Source organism: Clostridium sp. LIBA-8841 (assembly GCF_057782475.1).
In genome coordinates this window covers 1,454,113-1,469,236 of sequence record NZ_CM173488.1, presented here as the reverse complement: position 1 = coordinate 1,469,236, position 15,124 = coordinate 1,454,113, and the positions used below count along the sequence as shown (strand labels likewise).

Sequence of the window (15,124 nt, the reverse complement as noted above, 5' to 3'; positions counted from 1 at the left end):
ATAAACTTTTTAAATTATATGTAGATAATTATTTATATTGATAAAAAAGATGTTGATTTTAAGATATTCCTTAAGACCTACCTTAAAGTCAACACTATTTAAAGCAGAATCTTTAAAAGATATAAATTTCCTATCTACATAGGTTAATATTAGGGTAGAAAGTAGGTAATTAATTTGAGTAAAAAAGAAAAAAGATTAGAAGCTGAAAATGATTTATTAGGAAGAGTTTATGATTTAATTTTAAATGTAGAAACACCTGATGATGAGCGTTCTATATTAATTGAATTTAAGAATGCAGTTGAAAAAGGAAAAGATTTTGAAAAGCAAGTAATGAGATTAGCAGAATCTTTACGTCAATTATCTCTTAAGAAATTTAATAATAAAGAAACACTTAGCAAAGAAGTTGGTAAACTTTATATGGATATTTCCACTACTGGATTTTTTGAAGAGAATTTAGGTCGTGGCTTGGCAGTACTTGGTACTATTCTAGGTTAGTTTTTATTTCTAGATATAAATATAGGGCTGTCTTAATAAACAATTAGAGGTTAATTAGCTATGTAAAGTTAATTAGCTATGTAAAGATAATATTCTTAAGATATTTTGAGTTTAAGCTTCTTGTTTCAATTTCACTAGAGCTAAATTGAATAAATTCTATGGAAAATATGCTAAATATTAAATATTAATAAGGGCTTTAAAACTTAAAAGTAACTTCTGAAGCCCTTATTTTTATATTTTAAAATTTATTATTCTTGTTCAATTGGCTTTATTACTTTGGTTAGTAACTTATATAATCCATTTCCATAAAGCTTTTTGATTGGATTAATCTTAGTTCCTGGAAAATAGGCACTATTAATCCATCCTTTATTAATCCAGTATTCTTTATCTACTGGAAAAACATTAGTTGCTAGGGTTCTTTGGATATTATAAGTGTAAACTTCCTTGAAGCTAGGTGAATATGACCTTCCAGATGATTCTACTAGCTTAATAAAGTCTGCCACTTCCTTTTCTTCTATGGGCTTATTGAAACTTCTACCGTTTCTTGTAATAGCTCCACCTAAAGATACTCCCCACTGAATCATTGCCTCTTCTATGGAGTTTATTGTGTTTTTTAATCCTGATCCCTGTGTATTAGCTAAAAGTAAAGTTGGTTTTTGTGCCACCTCACTTCTATGGAACCAGCTACATGTTCTATCTATAAAAGATTTTAATATTCCACTCATATTATTTAAGTAAACAGGAGTACCTATTACAAGTCCGTCACATTCAATTATTTTTTCCATTATAACCTTAGATTCGTCTTTAAGAAAACACTCCCCTTTTAATATACAGACTTCACAGCCTTTGCAAAACTCTATTTTATAATCGGATAAACTTATAAGCTCTGTTTCATACCCATTGTTTTTCAATATATCCTCAATTGAAGTTAATAATTTATATGTGTTCTTCTTTCTATTGCTTGAATTAATTAAAAGAATTTTCTTCATAACTCCCCCTATTTTTTCAACTATATATAAATAATATAACTGTAAAACCTTATTAGTTAAAGTATTTATAAATATTAAAAGTAATTATAATTGCACCTAATAAATTTACATTCATTTTTAAATATGATATTATTAGTGAGTGATTACTCACTTTAAGTGAATTATATAAATAAGGAGGTATATTAATGTCAGCAATAATAGTTGAAGGTGTTACAAAAAACTTTGGAAATATCAATATACTAAATAAGATTTCTATAAAAATAGAAAAAGGAGAAATTTTATGCCTTGTTGGACCTTCTGGAGCGGGTAAAACAACTTTAGTAAAATCAATAATAGGTATGGAAAAAGTTAATTCTGGCTCTATTAAAGTTTTGGATGAGAAAATGCCTAATAGAAAGGTGTTACAAAAAATAGGCTATATGGCTCAGTCAGATGCTCTTTATGAAGATTTATCTGCCTTAGATAACCTAACTTTTTTCTCTTCTCTCTACTCTCTTTCTAAAGAAGTTAGAGAAAAGAACATCAATTATCTTCTAGATCTTGTTAATTTAACAGATCATAAGAAAAAGAGAGTTAAAAACTTTTCAGGTGGTATGAAAAGAAGACTTTCTTTAGCAAGTGCCTTGATACAAGACCCTGAAATATTGATTTTAGATGAGCCAACTGTTGGTATAGATCCTGAATTAAGATTAAGTATATGGGAAGAACTACACAAGCTTAAGAAAAATAATAAAGCCATAATAGTTACTACTCATGTAATGGATGAAGCTGAAAGATGTGATAGGGTTGTTTTTTTAAGAGATGGAAAGATTATAGAAGAAGGAAGCCCTGTTAATTTAAAAGAAAAATACAATGCTTCTAGCATAGAAGAAGTTTTCTTAAAAGCTAGGAGGGATAAATAATGAGAATAATAGCCTTAGTAAAAAGAATAATAGTCCAAATAATCCATGATAAAAGAACTCTAGCCTTAATGATGGTGGCACCCTTAGTTATTTTAACACTTATGAACTTTTTATTTGAAAATGGAAATGATACCTCATTAAAGATTGGAACATATAACTTAGATTCTGAAATAGTAAAGACCTTAAAAGAAAATGATGTAGATGTTGTAACCTACAATGATGATTCTAGTATAAAAAATAAAATAACAGATGATAACTTAGCTGCATTTATTAGCTTATCTGATAATAATTTAGATATAACTTATGAAAACAGTGATCCAAGTAAAAGCATGGCTGTTAACTCCTTACTTAAAGGTACTCTTTCTAAGGTTGAAATTGATAAACTAACAGAGGTTGCTAAAGAAGAAAAGGAAATAATATTGAAGCAACAAGAAATGCTCTCTAAACTTCCAAATAGCATAAATAAGGAAAATGCTAATGAAAATCTACCTAAGGATAATTCCTCTAAAGAAGGCTTCAAAATAACTTCTAATTATATTTATGGAAATGAAAATACAGATTTATTTGATACCTTTACTCCTGTTCTTATAGGATTTTTTGTATTCTTCTTCGTGTTTTTAATTTCAGGAATATCATTGCTTAAAGAAAGAAGTAGCGGAACTTTAGACAAGCTTTTATCTTCTCCAATTAGAAGAAGTGAAATAGTTTTTGGTTACTTAATAGGATATGGAATTTTTGCAATAATTCAAACCTTTGTAATTGTCCTTTACTCCATATATGTTTTAAACATAAACATTTTAGGAAGTCTTCCATTAGTAATCTTAACTAATATAATAACTGCCTTTGTTGCCTTATCCTTTGGAACATTGCTTTCAACCTTTGCTAACTCAGAGTTTCAAATGATGCAATTCATACCAGTTGTTGTAATACCTCAAATATTCTTCTCAGGAATTATACCAATAAGCAATATGTCTACTGTACTTCAAAATATTGCGAAATTTATTCCTATGTATTATGTAGGTGATGCCCTTCAAGGAATAATGATAAAGGGAGAGTCCTTTGAACAAATAAGCTTTGACTTACTAATTCTACTATTATTTGCAGTGATATTTATATTCTTAAATATTATAGGATTGAAAAGATATCGTAAGATATAATAAGATAGAAATAGAATACACTATTTAGGAGGAGAACATGGAAGATTCTATTGTTACTCTATTTAAAAACAAAATTTTAGATAATGATAAAATGACAACTAAACAAAAGGCAATTTTAGATGCTAGTATAAATTTATTTGCAGAAAAAGGCTTTGCCAATACTTCTACAAGTGAAATTTCTAAGTTATCTGGAGCTGCTGAAGGAACAATATTTAAACACTTTGGAAGCAAAGAAAATCTTTTAATAGCAACAATAATACCATTTTTAATAGATGATATATTTCCTGAAGTTGCAAAGCAATTTTCAAAGACTGCCTTAGAGATTGAACATACAGATTTAAAATCATTTTTTAAAATAATAATAAGTGATAGAATTAATTTTTTAAATGAAAATCATAAGATAGGCAAAATATTCATAAATGAAATTCTGTATAGTGAGGATATCAGAAATAAACTTATAACACTAATTCCTTCTGAAATTAAAGTTAATTTTTATAAAGTTTTAGATAACTTTAAGGAAAAAGGATTGTTAGTAAATTGGCCTAATGAGGTAATAATAAGATTTATAATGACCAATATAGCCTCATATGGCATATCAAAGTACACATTGTTCCCAAATAAACCTTGGGATGATGAAAAAGAAATAGATTATATAGCTACACTACTTTCTAAGGGTTTGTCTAAATAAAAAGTTATGTTTTAGGTGAGTGTTGATTTTTAAATAGTTCTTCATAATTTTAAGTAAAAAGCAAAATTTAAAATTTTGTATTTTGAACTTATACAATGTAATTCTAGTTATATTGTATTCCTTAAATAAAAAAAACGTCTTACCGCTATAATTTTATTTAAAAATCAACACTAATTTAAAACAAAATCTATTAAATAAATTATATTATGATCTAATTCTCTATATCATTGCTAAGTGATATTTTTATAATAATTTTTCACATAAAAAAGGTTGTAGCTTAAACCACAACCTATAACAATTCAAAGATATATAGTAATCTAAAAATATTAAGTATCTCTACTTGAAAGACCTCTTGGCCATGAAAGCAATTTATTCTTATCTATTCTTAGATCTTTTTCATTTTCAAAATTTATATTACAAAAATAATTATGGTAATTAGCTACCCATACAAATTTATCCCAAACCCTTATGTTTTCTTTGTTTAACTCTAACATTTCCTCTACTTTAACCTTATGTTTATAAAGTAACTCTATCTGCATTTTTTCAAATTCATACTTATTATTACATTCAGTATAATATTTAAATATTGTATTTAGATAATTTAAAAACCATTGTCCATCGCTATCTATTAATATTTTATTTCGCTGCGGTGCTATATCATAATTACTTATGTATTTTCTAAGTCTACTTACTGCTTTATCATCTAGTACAATCCTTGGATAACATGCTAAATTACTTTCAATATAATGTGCATCTAAAAGAGCAGGACCAAAAACTATATCTTCATTAATATAAAAATCACCTACACTAACTCCACCTCTAACAAAAAAACCTTCTAGAGCTAAATTAAACTGATATTCTGAAACATTATCTAATATTTCATTTAAGGCTTCTTCCCCATCATCTTTTATAGGATATCCCACAATCATATTATCAGTATATATTTTTATTTTCCCTTGGCTATACTTATTTTTAATTATACATTGTTTATTCTTATTTATAAGGAAATTGATTTCTTTAAGTAAATCATTTCCGTATTTATTGTTACATGACTCTATTATCATCTGAGAAAAACCAAGCATATCTATAGTACACACCATAGAGTTAACAAGCATTGGATTATTTTCATTATACTTCTGCATACTTCTCGTCCCCCATCTAATGACTATATGTATTTATATTTTAATATCTATTTTATTATAATAAAAAAAGGTTGCAGTTTAAACTACAACCTTTAACAATCTAAAATTATCTTCTATTTTGTTCTTTTTTAGCTCTTCTACAAGATACACATCTTGTTGGCTCATTTTCAAATCCTTTTTCTTTGTAGAATTCTTGCTCTCCTACTGAAAATATGAATTCACTTCCGCAATCTCTGCATTTTAATGTTTTATCTGACATAAACATTCCTCCTAAAATTAAAGATTCTAAATGGATATATAATCTCTAATTTCGAGAACTATTTATCTAAATGAAACTTTTTTGTTAGCTACTTTGCTACTAGTTTAGTATAACATGGTATTTAACTACTTGCAACCTTTTTTATTTATTTTTTTAAATAATTAAAAAAACATACAGTTTTTTCCTGATTACAATGTATTTAACTTAATATTTCTCAGCATAAAAGAAGAATTAATATCTTTAATATTTCTACATCTTCCCTATAAGTCCTAGTAATATTAATACTTAATATGAATAACATCACTTACTTATGATACAGTTATCTGTAAATACTCTAAATAATTTTTACACTTTACTCTCTTAAGATACTATAAAACTAATCTTCAATAGCTATATAAACATCCATATAACTTATACCATCCTTCTCATATACCTTTTCAAAACAATGTATAACGTCTTTACTATTCTTATGTTTATAACAGTTTACTTCCATATACATCATAAGTGTCTTATATGCATTTGGAATAAGAGAAAATGGTTCACTAAAAGGTTCCTTAATTGTAATAATGGCATAAGATTGCTCTTTTTGAACTATAACTTCTAGTTTATTATTCTCTATTTCAAAATTTAAAGGTAAAATACATGCTGCTTCATAGCCATGCATATTATACACATTAATTTGTTCCTGTGATACATTTGGAAAATCCCATCCTATTATTTCTGGCTCATTAATCCCATTACTATTAGCCCAATGTTTTATGTGTTTCATAGCATCATCTTCCGGATCTTCACTTATTACTGCATATTTGACAAAAGTAAATGAGGGTACCTTTTCTATTCTAATATTGGAATAAGCTTCATTAATCATATTTATATCTTCCCTAACTAATTTGTCCATAGAGCACGAAAAAAGTTTACATAGTTCTATTACTTTATCCATCTCAGGATATGTATTATCAAGTTCCCACTTGGAAATAGTTTGGCGAGAAACTCCCATCTTCTCTGCCAACTCTTCTTGAGTCATACCCTTATGCATTTTTCTTAAAAATTGAATATTTTGTCCAAAACTCATGTTATATCTTCCCCTTTATATTCTGATAAATTTATTATAAAGGAAAGTAGCCCTATCCTTACACCAACCTTTGATTTCTTTTATATAATTTTTAGCAACTTAAAGTTGCAATTTCTAATATAAAGTTATTGTGTAATAGTTTCTGCTACTTTAGTATAATATCTCTACTTAACTACGCATTAAATACCTGAACATTACAATACTAATTTATTTTTAATATACCATCACCTTATCTATCTAAGTATATAGTTTAAGTATTATATTAACAATATTTACTAAGTCTGAAGTTTTTTCTATTTCAGTTCCTAATGAAGCTACTACTACTCTTACCTTCCCTGGTTCAAATTCTTTGCTATTAACAAATATTCCTTCATTAACAGAGGTTACTTCATTTTTATCATGCTAAATAAGTTCGAATTTTTGTATTCGATGTGTTGACATAAATTTAGTTTGGAAATTTATCACACTTTGTTTTTAATTTGTATCTTCAAATTGTATTTAATTACATATACAATGTAGATAAATATTTAGCCCTTTACTAAATATAAATTTTAATAATAATTAATTGAAAAAAGTTTTAGGGTATAAGGAGGATTAATGATTAAAGCAAAGAAAATAGTAATTTTATTAGGTATTATATTTATAGGAGTAAAAACAGTAGAAATAACATATAATTGGATAAATGATAGTACTCATAATAACTCAGTAGCAATTACAGAAGATAACAAGTTAAATGAAGTAGCTACAGAGGATCAAAAAGAGAAAAACATTGATGATACATTACCAAATGAAAATGAACAAAAAGACCAGCCTAAAAATAATGAAGATTTAAAGCAAGGTAAAGATACTCAAAATAATATGAAAGATAATAAAAATGCTTTACCTGAAAAAAACACAAAAAATATGCAAGAAAAAACATTACAAGTAGGTGATGTTGTATGTAAAGCAGGATGCGTATATGGCAGTGAACATGTAAAAGGATGCGATAAATATACTGGATAAATAAAAGATATTATAAATAAAAATCTAATAAGTTATTTTACTAACTTATTAGATTTTACTAATTAGCTATCATATTCTCCTTTTAGAGTAACTTGTTCTAATATATGTCCATGCATCTTTTTATGTAATTCGTTTAGATAAAATCCGTTTTTTAAGTCTATTAAACAATCTAGTGCATAAACATGTATTTCATAAATATGAGCTTCATTTGGAGGAGTCATTCCACCATAATACATACAAAATTCTTTTGCTACTTCTCCTCCTTGAATGCTAATCCAGCTATTTAATCCTTGAATAATTTCATTGTTTGTTCTGCTTTCATTCTCTTCTAACTCATCTTTAGTTATATTGGCAGCCACCCAATGTATCCATGAAAATCCTCCACTTACAGGGATAGCATCCTTGTCTTCAATTACTACAGCAAATGATTTAGTTCCTTCTGGTGCATTCTCTATTTTTAAAGGTAATGAACAAGTTGGTATTCCATGCTTATCCACTTCTCCTCTTTTACCATATTTATCATGTATTATTCCATCAATTATTCCTTTACTGCTTACTCTCATAAAGTCATCCTCCTAAAAAGTATATTTTTTTAAATTATATAGTCCTAAGTCTTAGCTAGGATTAATGCCAAACTAAAAACAAAGACCTCTTTTAAAATCAATACTGAATTTAAAATATAATTCAAAACAAGTATAAAATTAAGCTCAATATTACCTCATTTCTTTTATGACTTTATGATACCTTTAATATAAAACATAGACAATTACCCACTTTTTTGTAAGTATTAATCAATTAACAAAGTGATATCACAGATAAGAGCGTTAGCGTGCCTTAACTTTTTTTGTAGGTATTAATCAATTAACCCTATTTCAGCAAGTTCACTTTCTCTTCCATGTTCAATCATATACTCAATGCCAACTTGTTGCAGTATTTCTAGAGATTTTAGTATGTCTTTCCCTCTTTTAGTTAAATAATATTCAACTCTTAAAGGATATCCGCTATATTCATTCTTACCAACAATCCCAACATCTATTAGATTTTTTAAGTTTTCAAGTAGCATCTTCTCTGTTATTCCATTTATATCTTTTCTAAGCTTAGATAGTGATGTTTCACCTATTCTAAGTCTCCATATTATTATAGTTTTCCACTTACCCTTAATCATATCTGTAATAAGTTCTAATGGACATGTAAATTCATTTCTTATCTTCATAACTATCACCTTACAAAAATCAAATTCTTTCTTAAAGTTAGATTTTATTTTTAATATATGTATATTAAATTACCTAAACTATTAAAAGTTAAGGATTTTAATAACTTAGGTAAAATTTCTTTCTTAATTAGTTAAATACACTCTACTCTATGTAAGCTTTTAAAATCAAGTTATAGGATTGAAAACTTTATTGTTTACCCTCCCTATTGCAAAGCAAACGCTTTATTTAACTTGTAGTTATAGGATTAAAAACTTTATTGTTTACACTTTTTCTATTAAGAATCTCAACTTTAATTTTATACTACTTTCAAATACTTAGAACCCTGTAATAAATAAAGGCGTTTTGTTCTTCTAACTTGTGCTGCATCAACATCATCAATTAAAACCATGTAATAAATGAAGGTATACCTCTATATTTGCTTGCAACATTTGCTAAGTGATTATATAGGTTTAAAACTGCTTCTGGAGCTTTAAAATTGTGATATCTTACATAACTCGTTATATCATTAGTTAATTTTGTACAAGCCAAATTATACTCTTCTCCATTCTCTAAAGCCTTTTTATATCCACTTAAAAGCTTGGTTAATTCTTCACTGCTTTTAACCTCTTTATCATCTAATGTCTTTTGTATCTCATCAATTAATTCACAATATTTTTTATTCATTTGATTACGACCCTTCTATTATTTATTTCATTTATATGTAAAATATTGAATTTTATTATATTTTATCATAATATTTTAGATAATAGGAATTCTTTGAGAAATTAAATAGAGTTGAAGAATTATCTTAAATAATCACTAGCTTAAAATAAAATCTATTTAATAAGTAATACTTTAGAATCATATGGGGAGGAGTCTTTTATGAAACCAGATTTAACAGGAATATTAATCTTTGCCCTTTTAGGAGGTGGAATACTAACTTTCATTGGAGGAATAGTAAAGTTTTTTAATGCAGGAGATATTCTTAACTTCTATGATGAAGAAAAACATGATAAGAATGCAGTGTCTAGATTTGTTGGAAGTGATATATTCTATACAGGTTTAGGGGTAATACTTATTGCAATAATTAGTGTATTTTTAAATGAAAAGTATTATTATGCTCTAATGATTACTCAAGTTGCCATAACAATTCTTGGCTTATTATTGTCATGTTACCACTTCTTTTTCAAATGCAAAAAGCAGTAAATCATAATGGCTTTTGCTCAATATGATTTACTGACTAAAATTTTAATATGCTATTTCTTTTTTACTGAAATAAGTAGCATCATAGGACGACGCATTTCATCCTTCATGCCCTCTATATCCATCATTTCCTCTGGTGGATTTGGTTCAATAATATGTTGAAACTCAAATCCATTTTGAAGTAAAATGTTGAGATAAGTTGTAAGTGTCCTATGATATTTTGTAACTTTTTCTCCTAAAAATACAGCTTCACGTTTGCCTTCATAATAATAATTATCTACAGGAAAATGAAGTATATTCCCATCTTCATCGTAGTACCAGTCTTGAGATCCATAAGATGTAAAAACAGGGTGTTCAACGGAGAAAACAAATTCTCCCCCTTTTTTTATCCATTTTGATATTTTAGATATTAAAGGCTCAAAATCTCTTACATAATGAAAAGCTAAGGAACTAATTACTATATCAAATGTTTCCTCTAGAAAATTCAAATCCTCCATAGCTGCACATTGATATTCTATATTCTTATGATTATTCTTCTCTTTAGCTACTTCAAGCATCTTATGTGATATATCGGTTCCAAGTACATAGCTTGCTCCATTATCTATAGCATATTTACAATGCCACCCATATCCACATCCTAAGTCTAAAACTTTCTTATGATTAAAGTCTGGTAATATCTTTTGCAATTCAGACCACTCACCAGCTCCTTGCAAACCATTTTTAGAACGTGCCATTTCTCCATACTTTAAAAAGAATTCTTCCTTATCATATTTATTTTCTTTCATTTTAAATTCCTCCCATGCAAATATATAAAAAGTTAATACTATTCTTATTTACATGGGTTTATGCAATCTTTTGGGCAATAATACCACCACACATCTTCTCTCACCTCTTTTTATTTTTTATATTATAGCATTCATAATAACCTTAGTCATTTCTTTTTCACTTTGATAAATCCTAATTTTTCTTACAGTTTCACTGTTTTCTAGGTATTAATTTATTAGCTATACACAGTCCAAACCTTCTATATATAAAGGTAATGGTAGCCAGCTATTTAAAAAGTTTGGAACTTCATTATTGAAGTTAAAGTATGGCTTTATTGGAGAAAATAAAAACTTAATTGCTTCTAGCTCATTTAGTTCAATATTAGGTTCCTCTTGAACCTTCTTAACTTCAACATTATTTTTATGAACTTTGATCTTTAAAACTCCATAATTTATTATGCTTATGTTATATTCTCCATCTTCTAACTTTGAGTAAGTAGCTTTTAGTTTTAGCATTATCCTAACTACTTTTTCATAGTTAAATATTCTAAAGTTATTGTTTTTTGTAATTGAGTAATTTTCACATATCTTCATAAGTTCTGATATTTTCTCTATTTCATAGACTGGAAGCCTTAAGTTTACTTCATTTTGTTTGAAAGTTTTTATGTATGAAGCTATGGCAAGATTTAAATCACTGTTGTTTTCTAAAACTATTTCATCTATAAATCCATTATTTGCTGCAATATATCCAATAAATTTTTCACTTTTAAAAACAGAATAAATGCTGCAATTCCATGATTTTAATATATCTAAGAACTCACCTTTTTCTCTTACTATTTTTACACTTTTCTTAGAATGAAGTTCATATGCTTTTTCTACCATAGTATTATCATTTTCATCTAATAATTTAAGGCTTATTCTCTCATCAATCACTTCATTACACTTATAATTTATGTTTACATCTAAGATATTAAAGGTTATTTGTTGACCACAAGGCTCATATCCAAAGTATTCATACCTTTGTCTATATCCACTAAGAACACTAATATCTACCTTGTCCCTTTTCATCTCTTCAATGGATTCATTCATAAGCTTTTTCATGTATCCCTTTCCCTTTGAATAAGGATGAGCTGATACACTGCCTATTCCTACAACATTTATTTTTTCATCTAATACACTTAAAGTTAGTGGGAATGCACCTACTACCCCTTTTATCTTATTATCCACCTTTATTATATGATGGTACTTTATTTTATTATTATTCCTATATAATTTAGGTAATAATTTTAGAAAATCAGTACTTCCACCAGAATGACTAAACACATAATTTATAAAATCAATTAACTCCTCATAATCATTTTCATTTGCTTTTAAATACTCTTTCCCCATAATGTTCTCCCTTATTATTTCTGTTTTAATTATTTGTGCTTTGATTCTGTTTACTAAAAGAAATAATTAAATCTTTAATATAGTTGCCATATAAATTATCATCTTCTATAAATTTAACTGGATCTTTATCTTTTAAGGCTATATTATTAATAAATCTATTTATATAGTATTTATTATTTTCTTTTTCAATTAAACAGGTGTATTCAGTTAAAGTATCCATCTTTTGTCCCTGTAAAGTCTTAAACTTAACGATATAACTCTCATTTTCTTTTTTATGAATGCTGGTTATTTTAATCTTAAAGTCCTTATTGGTAGTACTTTTAAAACGTTTCTTATTTAAAGTTAACATCTCCACAAGGTCTGGATTATTCACAAAATCTGAATAATTTAAAGAATCCTTTCCATATTCAATTTTAAAAAATCCATTTAAAAGATTATGTATTGGCTTCTCTACTGAAGGATTATTCTTTAAATTTCTGCTTATATTATAAAAACAAGAAAATACCACTACTATAAGGATTATACTCATTCCAAACAACTTTTTGTTCATAAGCAATCACTCGCTTTCTTTTTTATAACCCTTTTCCCTATCTTTAAATATATATATTTATTACCATTACAAGCTTCTATAAATCTATTGTCTTTTCTAAAATCAGTTTAAAATCTTTCTTCTAATTTTACTCTAAATTCCTTAGTGTCCATTGGGAAAGTAACTACCTCATTGTTCCATGATGATAAATAAGCTCCATTGATTATATATAAAGAATTTATGGCTTCTTTTACAGGACACAACACCATTGTATTACCTTCAATAGAACTTATAAAATTGTTTACAATAGCAGCCTGTTGTATTGAATTATCTGCATCATTAAATGTAAATTCTTGTTCCTTGAATGGAATTTTCCCATAGAGTTCATTTGTTGTATTTGCATAAAGTTTTTCATCCTGCTCTAATTCACGGAATATCAAGTTTTGATCATCACATAGAATTATCTGTCCTTTACTTCCTATTATCTCTAAACGGTTACTTCCTGGAAACTCTCTTGAAGATGCTATAAACTGAGCAGTTGCACCATTCTCATATTGCATATGCAGCATTACATCATTTTCTACTTCTATCTCACGCTCAGCACCACAATAGCAAAAGGCATTAATATTTTTAGGCATACCACAAAGCCAGATTAATAAATCTAATTGGTGTGAAGCTTGTGTCATTAATAGTCCACCGCCTTCGCCCTTATATGTACCTTTCCATGATTGTGCATTATGATATGCCTGAGTACGATACAGGTTTGTAATTATCCAGTTAGCTCTCTTTAACTCTCCTATTTTTCCAGAAGAAATAATATCTTTTACTTTATTAAAAGCTTGACTAGTTCTTCTACAATACAGTACACCACTTAAAATATTAGGGTGTCTTTCTATGCATTTCATAAGTTCTTCTACCTCATCTGAAAATACACCAACTGGTTTTTCAATTAATGGGTGAATACCTGATTCAATAGCCTTAATTGCCATTGACGGATGGTTAAAATGTGGTGTGCAAATCATCACCATATCTATCTTTCCAGACTCAAGCATATCTTCATAACTTGTAAACAATGAAACATCTTTCAAATCATATTGAGAACAAATACTTTCCATACGTTCAAAATTTCTACTTGATAAAGCGCAAATATGGCACCCCTTAATTTTATTGCTAACAATCAATTTTATATACTCTTCAGCAATGCATCCAATTCCCGCAATCCCCAATCTTATCATTTTTGCCCCTCCTAAATTATTATTTCTTATATTATTTTTGTTAAAATTTAGTATGTTTTAATGATACCATAAAACTTGTTAAAATTTAAAAAGCAAGGTTAATCTTTTAAGATAAAACATACTGAAAACTCTATATTTTAATGAATTTTCAATATAAAAGGCTTGGTTATGATTATAACTTTAAATACAAACTTTAATAAAGATTAGGTTATTAAAGTAATTCTATGTAAGTAATTGCAATATAAATTAAATAAATACTTTATAAAAGAAGTTTGGTTATTAATTTAAATATAATTATGGAGGTATATAGATGAAAATCAAAAATACTAATTTAATGTATTTAGCTTTAGGATCACTTATGCTTGTTTTATTGCAGTCTAATGTATTTAATAATACTTTATGGTTTGCAGCCCAGATTCCAATTCCATATTTAGGTGAAATAATAATCTTCTTAAGCAAAATTTTATCTTTTATAGGTGCTATAATTTTTATATTTGCAGCCTTAAAATTGATACGCATTAATTTTAAGAATAAAGAGTCTTAACTATTAGAAGAGCAACAAAAATTTGTTGCTCTTTTAGTATTAAATTTCTATAATTTTATTATTTAAGTTTAACTTTTAAACTCATTATTTTTATATAAAACATCCTTATTTTTAATATTATTCTAATAATTATTGCATCCTCGCATAAGTCTATTAGTTTTTATAGTTTTAGTCTACTTCTTTACAATGCAAAACCCAACAATTAAACAATCTAACCCTTTGATATTTCTTTGTGATTTCATACTTACTTCCTTCAATCATAGCAGTTACAGGTGAAGTCCTCTTAATAAATTAAAATGGCAAGTTATTTTTTCCACAATATTTTGCTACTTCTAAGCAAATGTCATCATCTGTTTTAGGATTACTATCTAAATCAATTAAAAATCCTTTTTTAAACATATCCTCTACTCCCCTTTAATAAACTTATCTTTATTTTATTATATACTTAATCCCATTTTTATCCATAAACATATTGTAAAAGTATCTTTACTATCTTGATTTATTAATTTAAAAACTCTGTTTTAAGCATTCACTTCAAACAAAGCCTAAACTAAAAATGAG

The 15,124-nt window shown here is 27.1% G+C and carries 19 protein-coding genes; 7 read left to right on the top strand and 12 right to left on the bottom strand.

All coding sequences use genetic code 11. The annotated features are described in order from the left end of the window. Positions 1–174 precede the first annotated feature (174 nt). On the top strand, positions 175–495 hold the full coding sequence (locus AC2A4K_RS06360) for a bacteriocin immunity family protein (RefSeq protein WP_322503792.1): 321 nt from the start codon (positions 175–177) through the stop codon (positions 493–495). Positions 496–743: 248 nt separating this feature from the next. Here AC2A4K_RS06360 and AC2A4K_RS06355 read toward each other — a convergent pair whose 3' ends face one another. Then, the gene (locus AC2A4K_RS06355) at positions 744–1,484 is read right to left on the bottom strand and encodes a flavodoxin family protein (protein WP_322503793.1); all 741 of its coding nucleotides are present in this window, start codon (positions 1,482–1,484) and stop codon (positions 744–746) included. A gap of 185 nt (positions 1,485–1,669) precedes the next feature. Here AC2A4K_RS06355 and AC2A4K_RS06350 point away from each other — a divergent pair, with 185 nt between their 5' ends. The 3 genes from AC2A4K_RS06350 to AC2A4K_RS06340 are packed head-to-tail and all read left to right on the top strand — an operon-like array spanning position 1,670 to position 4,231. Beyond that, positions 1,670–2,386, top strand: a complete 717-nt coding sequence (locus AC2A4K_RS06350) for an ABC transporter ATP-binding protein (RefSeq protein WP_322503794.1) — start codon at positions 1,670–1,672, stop codon at positions 2,384–2,386. Then, the gene (locus AC2A4K_RS06345; protein ID WP_322503795.1) at positions 2,386–3,543 is read left to right on the top strand and encodes an ABC transporter permease; all 1,158 of its coding nucleotides are present in this window, start codon (positions 2,386–2,388) and stop codon (positions 3,541–3,543) included. Before AC2A4K_RS06350 ends, AC2A4K_RS06345 begins: the two co-directional genes overlap by 1 nt. A gap of 37 nt (positions 3,544–3,580) precedes the next feature. Beyond that, positions 3,581–4,231 (top strand): TetR/AcrR family transcriptional regulator, encoded by a 651-nt coding sequence (locus AC2A4K_RS06340; RefSeq protein WP_322503796.1) that lies wholly within the window; start codon positions 3,581–3,583, stop codon positions 4,229–4,231. Between the two features lie 326 nt (positions 4,232–4,557). Here AC2A4K_RS06340 and AC2A4K_RS06335 read toward each other — a convergent pair whose 3' ends face one another. The 3 genes from AC2A4K_RS06335 to AC2A4K_RS06325 all read right to left on the bottom strand — a co-directional run bounded on the left by AC2A4K_RS06335 (position 4,558) and on the right by AC2A4K_RS06325 (position 6,704). Next, entirely contained in the window at positions 4,558–5,373 is an 816-nt protein-coding gene (locus AC2A4K_RS06335; protein WP_322503797.1) for a hypothetical protein, read from the bottom strand. A 106-nt stretch (positions 5,374–5,479) separates the two neighbouring features. Continuing rightward, positions 5,480–5,632: a zinc-ribbon domain-containing protein gene (locus AC2A4K_RS06330; RefSeq protein WP_257916321.1), complete on the bottom strand. Its 153-nt coding sequence runs from the start codon at positions 5,630–5,632 to the stop codon at positions 5,480–5,482. A 376-nt stretch (positions 5,633–6,008) separates the two neighbouring features. Beyond that, positions 6,009–6,704, bottom strand: a complete 696-nt coding sequence (locus AC2A4K_RS06325) for a helix-turn-helix domain-containing protein (RefSeq protein ID WP_322503798.1) — start codon at positions 6,702–6,704, stop codon at positions 6,009–6,011. A gap of 597 nt (positions 6,705–7,301) precedes the next feature. Here AC2A4K_RS06325 and AC2A4K_RS06320 point away from each other — a divergent pair. Then, positions 7,302–7,706, top strand: a complete 405-nt coding sequence (locus AC2A4K_RS06320) for a hypothetical protein (protein WP_322503799.1) — start codon at positions 7,302–7,304, stop codon at positions 7,704–7,706. A 62-nt stretch (positions 7,707–7,768) separates the two neighbouring features. Here AC2A4K_RS06320 and AC2A4K_RS06315 read toward each other — a convergent pair whose 3' ends face one another. The 3 genes from AC2A4K_RS06315 to AC2A4K_RS06305 form a co-directional block, all read right to left on the bottom strand. Beyond that, entirely contained in the window at positions 7,769–8,269 is a 501-nt protein-coding gene (locus AC2A4K_RS06315) for a YbhB/YbcL family Raf kinase inhibitor-like protein (protein ID WP_322503800.1), read from the bottom strand. A 290-nt stretch (positions 8,270–8,559) separates the two neighbouring features. Next, positions 8,560–8,919 carry a winged helix-turn-helix transcriptional regulator gene (locus AC2A4K_RS06310; RefSeq protein ID WP_322503801.1) on the bottom strand — a complete coding sequence of 120 codons (360 nt, stop codon included), beginning with the start codon at positions 8,917–8,919 and terminating at the stop codon, positions 8,560–8,562. 379 nt (positions 8,920–9,298) lie between these two features. Then, positions 9,299–9,583, bottom strand: coding sequence for a bacteriocin immunity protein (locus tag AC2A4K_RS06305; RefSeq protein WP_322503802.1), 285 nt, complete (start codon positions 9,581–9,583; stop codon positions 9,299–9,301). Positions 9,584–9,781: 198 nt separating this feature from the next. Between AC2A4K_RS06305 and AC2A4K_RS06300 the strand changes: the two genes are divergently transcribed. Further along, a complete protein-coding gene (locus AC2A4K_RS06300; RefSeq protein ID WP_322503803.1) occupies positions 9,782–10,105 on the top strand; it encodes a DUF3784 domain-containing protein in 324 nt (107 codons plus the stop codon). A gap of 50 nt (positions 10,106–10,155) precedes the next feature. Here AC2A4K_RS06300 and AC2A4K_RS06295 read toward each other — a convergent pair whose 3' ends face one another. The 4 genes from AC2A4K_RS06295 to AC2A4K_RS06280 form a co-directional block, all read right to left on the bottom strand. Next, a complete protein-coding gene (locus AC2A4K_RS06295; RefSeq protein ID WP_322503804.1) occupies positions 10,156–10,887 on the bottom strand; it encodes a class I SAM-dependent methyltransferase in 732 nt (243 codons plus the stop codon). A gap of 219 nt (positions 10,888–11,106) precedes the next feature. Then, the gene (locus AC2A4K_RS06290; protein ID WP_322503805.1) at positions 11,107–12,255 is read right to left on the bottom strand and encodes a GNAT family N-acetyltransferase; all 1,149 of its coding nucleotides are present in this window, start codon (positions 12,253–12,255) and stop codon (positions 11,107–11,109) included. Between the two features lie 25 nt (positions 12,256–12,280). Then, complete coding sequence (locus tag AC2A4K_RS06285; protein WP_322503806.1) at positions 12,281–12,805, bottom strand: hypothetical protein; 525 nt, start codon at positions 12,803–12,805, stop codon at positions 12,281–12,283. 107 nt (positions 12,806–12,912) lie between these two features. Next, positions 12,913–14,019, bottom strand: coding sequence for a Gfo/Idh/MocA family protein (locus AC2A4K_RS06280; protein WP_322503807.1), 1,107 nt, complete (start codon positions 14,017–14,019; stop codon positions 12,913–12,915). 310 nt (positions 14,020–14,329) lie between these two features. Here AC2A4K_RS06280 and AC2A4K_RS06275 point away from each other — a divergent pair, with 310 nt between their 5' ends. Further along, positions 14,330–14,563, top strand: a complete 234-nt coding sequence (locus AC2A4K_RS06275) for a hypothetical protein (protein ID WP_322503808.1) — start codon at positions 14,330–14,332, stop codon at positions 14,561–14,563. Between the two features lie 291 nt (positions 14,564–14,854). On the opposite strand, the gene AC2A4K_RS06270 is transcribed toward AC2A4K_RS06275, so the two are convergent. Continuing rightward, a complete protein-coding gene (locus AC2A4K_RS06270; RefSeq protein ID WP_416173354.1) occupies positions 14,855–14,962 on the bottom strand; it encodes a DUF4318 domain-containing protein in 108 nt (35 codons plus the stop codon). Between the last annotated feature and the right edge of the window lie 162 nt (positions 14,963–15,124).